General features: G+C 68.4%; 12 protein-coding genes. 6 read left to right on the forward strand and 6 right to left on the reverse strand.

Annotated features, from left to right (window positions below):
- The 3 genes from DCO49_RS16920 to DCO49_RS16930 form a co-directional block, all read left to right on the forward strand.
- On the forward strand, positions 1 to 313 hold a 313-nt coding region (locus DCO49_RS16920; RefSeq protein ID WP_116864997.1), incomplete at its 5' end, for a DUF3613 domain-containing protein.
- A 10-nt stretch (positions 314 to 323) separates the two neighbouring features.
- On the forward strand, positions 324 to 2,471 hold the full coding sequence (locus tag DCO49_RS16925) for a TadG family pilus assembly protein (RefSeq protein ID WP_116864998.1): 2,148 nt from the start codon (positions 324 to 326) through the stop codon (positions 2,469 to 2,471).
- A gap of 99 nt (positions 2,472 to 2,570) precedes the next feature.
- Entirely contained in the window at positions 2,571 to 3,275 is a 705-nt protein-coding gene (locus DCO49_RS16930; RefSeq protein ID WP_116864999.1) for a DUF2968 domain-containing protein, read from the forward strand.
- Positions 3,276 to 3,326: 51 nt separating this feature from the next.
- On the opposite strand, the gene DCO49_RS16935 is transcribed toward DCO49_RS16930, so the two are convergent.
- The gene (locus tag DCO49_RS16935) at positions 3,327 to 3,737 is read right to left on the reverse strand and encodes a hypothetical protein (RefSeq protein WP_116865000.1); all 411 of its coding nucleotides are present in this window, start codon (positions 3,735 to 3,737) and stop codon (positions 3,327 to 3,329) included.
- Between the two features lie 203 nt (positions 3,738 to 3,940).
- On the opposite strand from DCO49_RS16935, the gene DCO49_RS16940 reads away from it, so the two are divergent.
- Positions 3,941 to 4,765 carry an alpha/beta hydrolase gene (locus DCO49_RS16940; protein ID WP_116865001.1) on the forward strand — a complete coding sequence of 275 codons (825 nt, stop codon included), beginning with the start codon at positions 3,941 to 3,943 and terminating at the stop codon, positions 4,763 to 4,765.
- A 78-nt stretch (positions 4,766 to 4,843) separates the two neighbouring features.
- Here DCO49_RS16940 and DCO49_RS16945 read toward each other — a convergent pair whose 3' ends face one another.
- The 5 genes from DCO49_RS16945 to DCO49_RS16965 form a co-directional block, all read right to left on the reverse strand.
- Positions 4,844 to 6,691 (reverse strand): amidohydrolase, encoded by a 1,848-nt coding sequence (locus tag DCO49_RS16945; RefSeq protein WP_207776501.1) that lies wholly within the window; start codon positions 6,689 to 6,691, stop codon positions 4,844 to 4,846.
- Between the two features lie 119 nt (positions 6,692 to 6,810).
- On the reverse strand, positions 6,811 to 7,236 hold the full coding sequence (locus DCO49_RS16950) for a DoxX family membrane protein (RefSeq protein ID WP_116865003.1): 426 nt from the start codon (positions 7,234 to 7,236) through the stop codon (positions 6,811 to 6,813).
- Between the two features lie 2 nt (positions 7,237 to 7,238).
- Entirely contained in the window at positions 7,239 to 7,895 is a 657-nt protein-coding gene (locus DCO49_RS16955) for a hydrolase (protein WP_116865004.1), read from the reverse strand.
- The gene (locus tag DCO49_RS16960) at positions 7,892 to 8,326 is read right to left on the reverse strand and encodes an AraC family transcriptional regulator (protein WP_116865005.1); all 435 of its coding nucleotides are present in this window, start codon (positions 8,324 to 8,326) and stop codon (positions 7,892 to 7,894) included. The genes DCO49_RS16955 and DCO49_RS16960 overlap by 4 nt, the downstream gene beginning before the upstream one ends.
- 78 nt (positions 8,327 to 8,404) lie before the next feature.
- The gene (locus tag DCO49_RS16965) at positions 8,405 to 8,737 is read right to left on the reverse strand and encodes a hypothetical protein (protein WP_108769108.1); all 333 of its coding nucleotides are present in this window, start codon (positions 8,735 to 8,737) and stop codon (positions 8,405 to 8,407) included.
- A 99-nt stretch (positions 8,738 to 8,836) separates the two neighbouring features.
- Between DCO49_RS16965 and DCO49_RS16970 the strand changes: the two genes are divergently transcribed.
- Both DCO49_RS16970 and DCO49_RS16975 read left to right on the forward strand, forming a co-directional pair.
- A complete protein-coding gene (locus tag DCO49_RS16970) occupies positions 8,837 to 11,863 on the forward strand; it encodes a sensor histidine kinase (protein WP_116865006.1) in 3,027 nt (1,008 codons plus the stop codon).
- Positions 11,856 to 12,509 carry a response regulator transcription factor gene (locus tag DCO49_RS16975; protein WP_116865007.1) on the forward strand — a complete coding sequence of 218 codons (654 nt, stop codon included), beginning with the start codon at positions 11,856 to 11,858 and terminating at the stop codon, positions 12,507 to 12,509. The genes DCO49_RS16970 and DCO49_RS16975 overlap by 8 nt, the downstream gene beginning before the upstream one ends.
- The last annotated feature ends 245 nt before the right edge of the window (positions 12,510 to 12,754 follow it).

Genomic DNA, 12,754 nt, shown 5'->3' on the forward strand with positions numbered 1-12,754 from the left:
GGCCCAGCAGCTGCCCACCGTGGATCTCACCGCACCTGCGGTGGCGACGACCGCCTCCGCCGTCAGCACGCAGGCCGCACCGCCGGCCGCCCAGAGCACGGTCGCCCCGGTGCCGACCGGCAACGGCGCGACCGTGCGCCACCTGTTACAGCTGCAGGCCTCGGGCACCCAGGCCGGCGCCCGCCTGCCGATCCTCGGCGACCAGGCCACGGCCAGCTACGCGCGCTACCTGAAGAGCTTCGAGCACGAGATTCCGGAGTTCTTCGAAACCGACGTCACGCCCGCTTCCGGCGCGTCCGGCTCCGGCCGCTGAGGATGCGACGATGAGCCGTGCGCCGCGCACCCTTGCCTTCCACCAACGCGGTGGCATGTCGGTCACCATGATGCTGGTGCTGGTCTCGCTGGTGACGATGCTCGGCCTGGTGGAAGTGGGCTACCTGCTCTGGGCCAAGCGCGATGCGCAGAAGGTGGCCGACCTGGCCGCGCTGGCCGGCGCGCAGCGCCTGGACCTGTGTACGTCGGGCAACAGCGACAATGCTGCCGCCCGCCACAACGCACTGCAGGAAAATGGATTTGGCGGCCAGCTGGAGGTGAGCTGCGGCAACTGGAACGCCAACCACGCCAGTGCCGATCACTTCCTCGCCGCCGTCAGCGCGGATAATCCGCGCAATGCGGTGAAGGTCGTGGCGCATCGCAGCGTGCTGCCATTCTTAGGCATCAATGCGCAGCTGCCGACGGTCAGGGCCCAAGCCGTGGCCAAGCGCACCGCGCCGTCCGCGGCGTTCAGCGTGGGCTCGCAGCTGCTGCGCACCAATGGCAACTCGCCGCTGATGTCCACCCTGCGCCTGGTCGGCCTGGATGTAAGCAACGCCACCGTGCTGTCCTACGACGGCCTGGCCCAGGCCAGCGTGACCCCGTCGGGCCTGCTGAAGGCGCTGGGTATCCCGGTGGAGGCCAACCTGAGTGTGGCCGATTTCAACCGGCTGCTGTCGGTCAACAGGATCTCGCTGGCGCAGCTGGTCGATGCCACCGCCGTCGTGCTCGGGCGGGACAGCGTAGCCGCCGCGCAGCTGCGTGCGCTGGGCAGCCTGGTGTCGACCGGCCTGGACATCAACCAGGCCAACATCACCCTTGGCAGCCAGACAGGCGGTGGCGGCCTGTTCGCCGAAGTGATCGCTCCGGATGGAACCATCGGCAGCGCGCTGGAATCGAAGATCAACGTGCTGGACCTGCTCAATACCGGCATTTCCATCGCCAATGACAACAATGGCCTGCAGGTTCGCGGCCTTAACCTGCTCGGCATCGAAGCCAAGGCCGGCGTGATCGAGCCGCCGTCCATCGCCATCGGCGGCATCGGTGCGCGCGCCTACAACGCGCAGGTACGGTTGATGGTGGACGTCGACAGCAACCGCGTGCCCGCCATCGGCGCACTGCTTTCGCTGCTGGGTACGCGCCTGCACCTGCCGCTGCACATCGATGTCACCAATGCGATGGGCACGCTGACCTCGATCCAGTGCGGGGCCACACCGCCCACTGCCACGGTCAAAGTGGATTCGTCGGTGCTGCGGGCGTGCGTCGGCACCGTCAATACCGCCGATGTGTTTTCGAAGAACAACGTCTGCGACGCAACGCTGCAGAACGCCCAGCTGCTGACCCTGCTCGGCCAGCCGCTGATCAACAACAAGATTACCCTGCCCGCGTTGACCGACAGCCAGAGCCTGACCCTGGCTGCGGGACAGACCGGCTCCACCCGCATCAACCCGCTGGCGCTGGGTGATACGGTGTCAGGGCTGGTCAATGAGCTGCTACGCGTACTGTCCGGCATGCTGAGCGGGCCGGCAGGCGATCCCAAGCAGGCCGCCACTGCCCTGGCCGACCGCTACCTGACCGCCGCGCACGCCCCCGGTGCCCGCTACAACGTCGACGATGTCATTCCGCTGCTGATCAACGGAAACCCTTCCATTGAACTGAAGGGACTGGGAGAGTGGGCCGCGCCGAACGGCGTGCCTTACGCCTGCGGCCTGCTCCTGCTGGGCACCTGCTACGAGCCGGGCTCGGTCTGGGCGGCGTACCGGGTCACCGTCACCGGCCAGGGCCTGGGTGCCCTGGACGGACTGATCGGCGGTCTCACCGGGCAGCTGCTGGTGCGGCGCTGCGACAGCCTGCTGGGCAACCTGCTCAACTACAACAACTGCGTGCGTGACAACCTGGCGTCCTACATCCAGACCATGCCCGGCGGGTTCAATGACCCCAGTGCCGGTGGCGGCATCACCGCCCCCGGTAACAACGTCAGCTGCTCGGGCCTGCTGTGCACGGTGCTCACGCCGATCCTGGAGATCCTCAAGCCAGTGCTCAACAGCGTCGGCAAACTGCTGACCGACCTGCTGGCCAATCTGCTGGGCCTGGAACTGGGCCGGACCGACGTCAGCATGCAGTCGATCCAGTGCAATGCCGCCCAGCTGGTGTATTGAGTGCCGTCCAGTGCGGTTGGCGTCTGCTGCACCCATGCTAGACTCGCGGCGGGGAACCACATTCATTTCAACCACACTTCATTCGTGGATGGTCTAGACATGCGAGAAACTTCAGGGGGCACCGTCTTCGCCCGGTATCCGCGCGGCGCGGCACTGCTGGCCATGGCCATGATCCTGGTGGCACCGTCGGCACTGGCAGCACGCGGCGATCGCGAAGCGGCGGCCGAACCGGTCCGCAGCGGGCCGGTGGTGCGCAATACGGTGGACGAGCTCAAGCAGTTGATGGATGGCAACCAGCTCACCGAGCTGCGTACCACCTACAACGGCAACTACGGCGCCAGCCTGCTGTTCAACGCCAGCACCCTGACCTACTACGTGGCGCTGTTCCAGGAAAAGAACTTCTGGCGCGTCATCAAGACCGATGCCGTCGACAACGCCGAGCGCGTCTACCGCACCTTCGTGCAGCAGACCGAGCAGCTGGCCCAGGTCTACATCGACACCACCCGCCTGGAAGCAGGCAAGCGCTACACCGAGCGCCTGGTGTCGTACAACGAAGAGCGCCTGCGCACCCTGCAGCAGGAAATGGAGCAGCAGCAGGCACAGTCGGCCCAGGTCAGCGCGTCCCTGCAGCAGGCGCAGCAGCAGGCGGTCAGCCTGAGCACCGATGTGCAGAGCACCAACAACCAGCTGGACGCCCTGCAGCGCCGCATCCAGATCCTGCAGGCCGAACAGGGCAATCCGGAGCTCAGCCTGCCGAAGGCGGAAGCTTCCGGTGCGCCGGCGGCGGCCAGCGACGGCAACTGAGGTCCTGGCACTGCACCACACGCGACGGCACCTTCGGGTGCCGTCGCTGTTTCAGGGGGATTGGCAGGCCAGGCGCAGGGCGTCATCCAGCTGACGCCGCTGCTGGTAGTCCAGCCGACGCGCACGCGCCATCTTCCGCGCCTGCTCGCGGCGCACCTGCTCGCAACCGGCTGGATCACGCGCGAGGGTGATCAGTGCGCCCTTGGCGCTACCACGGCGGCCACGCCGGACAGTGCCTGCCGCCCTGCCCGCCTGCGCTGGGCGCACGGGCTTCGACTCACCCTTGCCTCGTGCCTGCGCCGCCTCGGCCGGCACGTCCCAGCGCCATTCCGCCCGGCCCTGGCACGGCGTCTGCTGGTAGACCGGGTGCGGCCCGTCCACGCACTTGTAGACATGGGTCTGGGCCAGCGCGGTACCGGCCAGCAGCAAACCCATGATCGCCCCCGACAGCATCCTCTTCATGCGGCGTCCTCCCTGGCAGAGCGGGCATCGTGGCCAGCGTCGACCGCACGCCGCCAGAGCCAGACGCGTCGCCCCCACCTGCGACGGCCTGCCATCCATCGGACACAGGCGTGCAAGCCACGGGGGGGATCCTGCGCTGTACTGCCGGTACGCCGGCAGCGTCACCGCCGGTTGTCTTTCCCCTACCGCCAAAGGAACCCGCAATGAGCAACTTCGTAACCGTCAAAGATGGCGCCCGCATCTTCTACAAGGATTGGGGCACCGGCCAGCCGATCGTGTTCGCCCATGGCTGGCCGCTGTCGTCCGACGCGTGGGATCCGCAGATGCTGTTCATGGGCCAGAACGGCTACCGCGTCATCGCCCATGACCGCCGCAGCCACGGCCGCTCCAGCCAGACCTGGGACGGCAACAACATGGACACCTACGCCGACGACCTGGCCGCGGTGCTCGATGCCCTCGACCTGAAGGACGCGATCCTGGTCGGCCACTCCACCGGTGGTGGCGAAGTGGCCCACTACATCGGCCGCCATGGCAGCAAGCGCGTGGCCAAGGTGGTGCTGGTCGGCGCCGTGCCGCCGCTGATGCTGAAGACCGAGGCCAACCCGGCCGGCACCCCGCTGGAAGTGTTCGATGGAATCCGCAAGGGCACCGGCGGTGATCGCTCGCAGTTCTTCAAGGACCTGACCGCACCGTTCTTCGGCGCCAACCGTGATGGCAACAGCGTCACCCAGGGCATGCGCGATTCGTTCTGGCTGCAGGGCATGCTGGGCGGCGTCAAGGGCCAGTACGACTGCGTGCACGAGTTCTCGGAAGTGGACTACACCGAAGACCTGAAGAAGATCGACGTGCCAGCCCTGGTCGTGCATGGCGATGACGACCAGATCGTGCCGTTCGATGCGTCGGCCAAGCTGTCCTCGCAGATCATCAAGGACGCCGAACTGAAGGTCTACGCCGGTGCCCCGCACGGCCTGACCATCACCCACGCCGACCAGTTCAACGCCGACCTGCTGGCGTTCGCACGCAAGTGATTTAAAACGACGGCGCCCCAAAGCGCCGCCGCCCCTCCGGTAGTGCCGGCCGCTGGCCGGCTCTACCCGGGATCCCGCTCAGAACGCGAAGCAGGAACAGCCCATCGCGCCCCAGAACGCGGTCAGATCGTCGGTCGGTGCCGCGTGCTGCGCGGCATGGCCGTGGGCGCCGTGGGTGCCGCAGGCCACACCGTGGTGGTGATGGTGCGCAGCAGCCAGGCCGGTGGCGGTGCCGCCAACGTGGTAACCACCGAACGTGTTCACCGGCGACCAGTCCGGCATCGCCGGCGGCAGCTGCGGTGCCAGGCCGGCATAGTCGCCATCGGCGTGCACGATGCGGCCACCGACCACGGTCAGCAGGCTGGTGATGTCGGCGATCTGCGCATCATCAACGCGGAAGAAATCGGACGACAGCACGATGAAGTCGGCCAGCTGGCCCTGCTTCAGCGTGCCCTTCACCGCTTCGTCGCCGGAGAACCACGCACTGCCCTGGGTCCACAGGCGCAGTGCCTGTTCGCGTTCCAGCAGGTTCTCGTCGCCATACAGGGCCAGGCCACCAACGGTGCGCCCGGTCACCAGCCACGACAGCGCCACCCACGGGTTGTAGCTGGCCACGCGGGTGGCATCGGTACCGGCGCCGACCGGCACGCCCTCGGCCAGCATGCGCTTGACCGGCGGCGTATGCCGCGCGGCCTGCACGCCATAGCGCTCGACGAAGGCTTCACCCTGGTAGGCCATGCGGTGCTGCACGGCGATGCCGCCGCCGAGTGCACGGATGCGCTCGATGTTGCGCGGGGTGATGGTTTCGGCGTGGTCGATGAACCAATGCAGGCCATCGAACGGCACCTCGCGGTTCACCTGCTCGTACACATCCAGGATGCGGGTGATGCTCTCGTCGTAGGTGGCGTGGATGCGGAACGGCCAACGCTTTTCCACCAGCAGCTTCACCACGTCGTGCAGCTCAGGCTCCAGCTCCGGCGGCAGTTCCGGCCGCGGCTCGTTGAACAGCTCGAAGTCGGCGGCGGAGAACACCAGCATTTCGCCGGCGCCGTTGTGGCGCAGCAGGTCGTCGCCCTGGCGCGGCTGCAGGATCTCGCTCCAGCCACGGAAATCGTTGACCTCGTTGCCCTTGTTCTGGGTGAACAGGTTGTAGGCGATGCGCACGGTCAGCTGCTCGTCGCGGTGTAGCTGCTCGATGACCTGGTAGTCCTCCGGGTAGTTCTGGAAGCCGCCACCGGCATCGATCACCGAAGTGATGCCCAAGCGGTTCAACTCACGCATGAAGTGACGCGTGGAATTGGCCTGGTACTCGATCGGCAGGCGCGGGCCCTTGGCCAGCGTCGCGTACAGGATCAGCGCGTTGGGCTTGGCCAGCAGCAGGCCGGTCGGGTTGCCCAGCGAGTCGCGCACGATCTGCCCGCCGGGCGGATCCGGCGTTTCCTTGGTGTAGCCACAGGCCCGCAGCGCGGCGCGGTTCAGCAGCGCCCGGTCGTACAGGTGCAGCAGGAACACCGGTGTGTCCGGCGCGATGTCGTTGAGCTCCTGCAGGGTGGGCAGGCGCTTTTCGGTGAACTGCGTTGCGGTGAAGCCACCGACCACGCGCACCCACTGCGGTGCCGGGGTACGGTCGACCTGCGCCTTCAGCATGGCCATCGCATCGGCCAGCGAGCGCAGGCCATCCCAGCGCAGTTCCAGGTTGTAGTTCAGGCCACCACGGATCAGGTGGGTGTGGCTGTCGTTGAGGCCGGGCACGATGCGGCGGCCCTGTGCGTCGATGATGGTGGCCTCGTTGCCCCATTCGCGCATGATCTGCTCGTCGCTGCCGACCGCGGCGATGCGGCCGTTCTGCACGGCCAGTGCCTGCGCGTGTGGCTGCTGCGGATCAAGGGTGGTGACGCGGGCGTTTCTGATGACCAGCGTGCTCATGCGACGCTCCTTCGGAAGGGTTTCGATGGCCGCGGCGGCACCGCCGGCCAGCCCCAGCGCCATCGCGGCGCCGCTGGCCAGCACGACGTTGCGTCGGCCGTGGTCGAGAGGGGAGGAACTCATGCGATGTCTCCAGGCAGGGCCAGGCCATCCAGCGCCCAGGCGCCTGGCCCGGCCAGGGCGATCGCCAGCAGGGCCAGCGTCCACATCAGCGGGTATTCGGTGCCACCGCGCATCCAGAACCAACCCTTGGGCAGGGCCAGCAGCGCGGTGAAGGCAATGAACGCGGCCGCGGCAAGTGCGGCAATGCGGGTCTGCCAGCCCAGCAGCACGGCCAGCCCGGATGCCACCTGCAACAGGGCCAGCAGCAGCGGCAGCGGCGCCACCGCCGGCAGGCCGAAGCCGCGCAGTTCACCGGCAAAGCCGGCCAGGCCCGGGCCGCCGAACCAGCCAAACAGCTTGCCCAGCGCGTGTGGCAGCAGGAAACCTCCCGCTGCCACGCGCAGGATCAGCAAGGCCAGGTCGAGGCCATGCCCGTTGCCCATGCTCAGTGGCCGCCTTCCTGCGCGCCGAACATGGTCTTGGCGTACTGGATGCCGATGCCGTAGCCGCCAGCGTGGTCGCGGGCGATGCCGGTGGTCAGGCCGTAGGTCTCGCCACGGGCCCAGTCGCGCTGCAGTTCCAGCAGGTACTGCACGCTGGTGATCGGGCGCGCACCGGCCTGCACCATGCGGGTGACCGCACGTTCGTGCGCCTCATCGCTGACATCGCCGCAGGCATCGGTGATCACATAGACCTCGAAGCCCTGTTCCAGCGCCGACAGGGTCGGGCCGACGATGCACACGCTCGTCCACAGGCCTGCCAGCACCAGGCGCTGCTTGCCGATGCGGTTGATCTCATCGATCACCGGCTGGTCTTCCCAGGTGTTCATCGAGGTGCGGTCGAACACGGTCTGGCCGGCGAAGATCTCCGGCAGTTCCGGGAACATCGGGCCAGAGAACGACTTCTCGGCAACGGTGGTCAGTACCACCGGCACGTTGAAGCCCTTGGCACCCTTGCTGATCAGCGAGACGTTGTTGCGCAGCGCGGAGATGTCGATGGTGTGGGTGGCAAATGCCATCTGCGACTGGAAGTCGATCAGCACCAGGGCGTGGTCGGTCGGGGAAAGCAGGCCCTTGGCAGGCGTGGCGGTAGCAGTGGTCATGGGTAAGTTCCAGTAGTGGGCGGGACAGCAGTTGAAGGAAGGGAAGACGGGAGGCGCAGGGCGGCATCACCGGCCAGGTACTGGCCCGGGCTGCAGCCGGTCTCGGCACGGAAACTGCGGACGAAATGGCTCTGGTCGAAGAAGCCCAGGTGCTGGGCCAGGCGGGACATCGGCTGGTCGCCGGCCGGCAGCAGTTGCCGCGCGCGTTCGATGCGGCGACGGCGCAGGTAGCGCAGCGGGCTGGCACCGGTGCCGGTGCGGAACAGCCGCACGAGATGGAAACGGCTCACGCAGGCCACCTCGGCCAGCTCCGTCACCCGCAGCGGCTGCGACAGATGCGCATCGATATAGTGCAATGCGCGCTGCAGTGCGGCAGCCTGGTGTGGCGCCAACGCGGTGGCTGGGGCGACGGGCGGTGAAGCTTCGGCCATGACAGAGCACCGCGACGGGGTTCCCCATGGTGGGCCGCCAGGTGCCGATGCCCTACCCCCGTCCGTCGAGGCCACCGCTCACCCGTTCGGGGGAGGTCGACGTGCCAGCAGGCGTCGTCCGAACTGCCGTGCATCCAGCGAGTACGCGCCCGGACCGAGCAGCAGCAACGCCAGCGGCAGCGCCAGCAGCGGCACGGCCGCGCCCTGCAGCCACAATCCCACGCAGGCCAGCATCGCCGACAACGGGGTCAGCCACCCCAGTACCAGCAGCGCGACGCCAAGAGCGCATAGCACCACCAGGACGCCTGAATGCAGGCCCGGCGCACACAGGGCAGCGGCCAGGCACAGCCGCAGCCAGAGCAGGCCCAGGCCGGGCCCACGATCGGGAAACATCACGAACAGACGCTGCATCCTCGGCCTCCACCCCTCCATTGCCGGCGTGATAGCCGATCCCGCCGCCACCGCGCCTACCCCGTTCGGGTCACCCTCGGCTGCCCCGCACCTGCCAGAATGCTGCCCATGCGTGGCCGCCCCTTTCCCTTGCTGCGTCGCCTGCCGGCGCTGCTGTCGTGCCTGCTGCTGATCGCCCTGCCCGCCTTCGCCGAGCAGCGGCCGGTCGTGGCCGATGGCATGCCCGGCTACCAGCACACCGCGTGGCGGGTCGGACAGGGCGCGCCCGGCGACATCTGGGACATCGCCCAGGACGCGCAGGGCATGCTGTGGCTGGCGACGGGCTCGGGCCTGTACCGCTTTGACGGCCGCCGTTTCGAACGCCAGGCCGCGCCGCCCGGCAGCACGTTTCCCTCGACCAACATGGTCACCCTGGCGCTCGATGCGGATGAAAGCGTGTGGATCGGCTATTTCCAGGCGGGCATCAGCCATTTCTCCGCCAGCCACCTGCGCAGCTTCGGCCGCGCAGAGGGTGTGCCGATCGGCGTGGTGCCACACTTCAGCCGTGATCGCGACGGTCGCCTGTGGGCGGCCATCAACGGTGGCCTGCGCTGGTTCGATGGGCAGCAGTGGCGCGCGTTGCCCACCGGCAACGGCGTGCCGGAGCGGCGCGTGCAGTGGCTGCTGCATGATCGCCAAGGCACGTTCTGGGTGCTGGCCGACCTGAAGATCTGGCGACGGCCCGCCGGTGCCAGCACTTTCGACGACACCGGCATCGCCGTCTCGCAGATGGCCTCGTTGGCCGAAAGTCCGCGCGGCGAAATCTGGCTGGCCGACCGCATTCGCGGCACCTCGCCGCTGGCCAACGCGCACGGCCTGCTGCCTGCGGCCGAGCGCGAGGCACGGCGCCTGCCCGAGCTGGTCGCCGCGCGCCTGCAGTTCGCCGCCGATGGCGCGCTGTGGGCCACGATGAGCCCGCATGGCGGCGTGGCAAGGGTCACCTTCGAGGGCGACCAGGCCACGCGCCTGGAGCGCTTCGATACGCCGCAGGGACTGACCGCGACCTCGGCGGTGCCGGTCCTGCTGGATCGCGAGGGAAATCTCTGGGTCGGCACCAACCTCGGCCTCAACCGCTTCCGCGCGCGCAGCGTGCAGACCCTGGCGGCCGGCCCGACCGATCCCTATCGTTCGCTGGTACGCGCCAGCGACGGTCGCGTGTATGGCTATGGCGAGGACCTGAGACCCTACGACCTGCGCCGCAGATTGGTGGGCGAAAACGCCGCACAGCTGCAGGATGCCGCACGCCAGGCGCCGACACCGTTGTGGCAGTTCGACTGGATCAATCTGGTCCGCACCGTCGGCGGCCACGCCACACGCATTCCACTCCCGGCCCCGTACACCGGTCAGTCCCTGCAGGCGCTGCTGTTCCACAACGACGATGACGCCTGGATGTGTGTCGGCGAGCGCGGCGTTCTGCGCTACCAGCACGCGCGGTGGTACCGCCAGCCGCGGCTGCCCGAACAGGCCTGTTCGTCGATGGCGATGGCCAGCGATGGCGCCGTGCTGCTGGGCTATGCCGATGGTCGGCTGCGACGCATGGATGACCGCGGCGTGGCGACCTTCGATACCCGCCAAGGGCTGGCCGTCGGACCGGTGACGGCCCTGCTGCAGGACCAGGACATGCTGCTGGTGGCCGGCGAAGCCGGGCTGGCCGCGCGAATCGGCGACGGCCACTTCAGCGAGGTGCGCACCGACATGGCGGGCGTGCTGGAAGGCATCACCGGCATGGTCGCCGACGCACACGGGCGGCTCTGGCTCAATGGCAGCCGCGGGCTGGTGCGGCTGGACCGCACTGCCCTGCGTACCGCCGTGCTCACCCATCAACCGGTGGCACCGCGCCTGTTCGATGCCGTCGACGGCATGCCCGGCATCGCCCTGCAGAGCGGCCCTATTCCCACCGCCGCACTGGCCGCCGACGGCCTGCTGTGGCTGGCCACCAACCAGGGTCTGGCGTGGCTGGATACCAACGCTGCGCACACCGACACCCAGGCACCGGGCGTGCGCATCGGTGATGTGCTGTACGGCGCCACCCAGGCACCGCTGCAGGAAGGGCTGCGCCTGCCGGCCGGCACCACCCAGCTGCAGATCGACTACGTGGCGCTGTCACTGGCCCGGCCGGAACGCAACCGTTACCGCTATCGGCTGTCCGGCGTGGACGAGGGCTGGCAGGATGCCGGCAGCAGCACGCGCGCCTACTACACCAACCTCGCCCCGGGCACCTATCGCTTCGACGTGGAAGCAGCCAACGAGGACGGCATCTGGAGCACAGCGCCGGCCAGCCGCAGCTTCAGCATCGCCTCCACCTTCGTGCAGACGATCTGGTTCAAGCTGCTGTGCGCGGCGCTGGTGCTGGTGGCGCTGATGGTGGCCGTGCGCATCCGCAGCGGCCAGCTGGCCGCACTGTTCCGCGCGCGCCTGCAGGAACGCCATGGCGAGCGCGAGCGCATTGCCCGCGATCTGCACGACACCCTGCTGCAGGGCAGCCAGGGACTGATCCTGCGCCTGCATGCGATCAGCCAGTCGGCGCAGACGCCGGACAACGTGCGCACCCAGCTGGAATCGGCGATGCAGCTGGCCGAACGCAACCTCGCCGAGGGCCGCGAGCGGGTCAATGCGCTGCGCGATGGTCCCTTCGCCGGCCGCGACCTGGCCACCGCCCTGGCCGACGTGCATGCCGAGTACGCCGGTCAGGGGACCAACCCGCTGCGCCTGACCGTCGAAGGCACGCCACCGCCACTGCGGCCCGATGCCGTGGAGGAAGTGTTCCTGATCGGCCGCGAAGCGATCCGCAATGCCCTGCGCCACGCCCAGGCCAGCGCCATCGAAGTGGAGCTGTCCTACGGCAGCCGATGCTTCCTGCTGCATGTGCGCGACGACGGCGTCGGCATTGCCGACGACGATGCCGGCCATGGCCACTGGGGCCTGCAGGGGATGCGCGAACGCACGCAGCGGCTGGGCGCGGAACTGCAGCTGTGGACCCGCCCGGGGCTGGGCACCGAAGTCGCGCTGGCGGTTCCCGCACGGCGCCTGTATCACCGCCGGCCGCCACGTTGGCGCTGGCCCTGGAGTGCAAAGCACCATGACTGAGTCTTCTACCCCGATCGGCGTGCTGGTGGTCGACGACCATCCCCTGCTGCGCGACGGCCTGGCCGCCCTGCTCGGCGCGCAACAGGACCTGCGCCTGCTGGGTGAAGCCGCCGATGGCGAAGAAGCCATCGCGCGCTACCAGGAACTGCAGCCGGACGTGGTGCTGATGGACCTGCAGATGCCGCGCCTGGATGGCGTGGAAGCGATCGTGCGGATCCGTGCGCTGGATCCACGCGCGCGCATCATCGTGCTGACCACCTACCGTGGCGACGTGCGTGCGGTACGTGCGCTGCAGGCCGGCGCCAGCGCCTACCTGCTGAAGGACATGCTGCGCCACGAACTGGTGGACACGATCCGCACGGTGGCCGGCGGCCGCCGCGCCGCGATCCCACCGGCGGTGGCCGCGAGCATCGCCGCCCACGTGGTGGAAGACCGGCTGTCGCCGCGCGAGACGGAAGTGCTGCGGCACGTTGCTGGTGGCCTGTCGAACAAACGCATCGGTGAGCGGATGCAGATTTCCGAGCAGACGGTGAAGGCACACATGAAGAGCCTGATGGACAAGCTGGGCGTGGGTGACCGTACCCATGCCGTGACGCAGGCGCTGCGACGCGGGATCATCAGCCTGGATGACAGCGGTCACGACTAAGGGTGGGGTTTTCTGCAGGGCTTGCAGCCCTGCACCTGCAGAAGCAACGTCAACGTCACCGTCAACGTCAAAAGCCTGCATTCCGTGGGATGGCGGGGCGGTGTGGGTGGTCAGGACACGCCGTGAACCCGTCCATGGGGGCTCGATGGCGCCATCCATGGCGCCAACGGTCCCGGGCAGCCCTGCCAACCCGTCCCTCCCAGCCTCCCCGCGGCGGAAGGGTGAGCAAAGGCAGAAGCAGTAGC

The sequence above is a fragment of the Stenotrophomonas sp. SPM genome (genome assembly GCF_003105135.1).
Taxonomy (GTDB): Bacteria; Pseudomonadota; Gammaproteobacteria; order Xanthomonadales; family Xanthomonadaceae; genus Stenotrophomonas.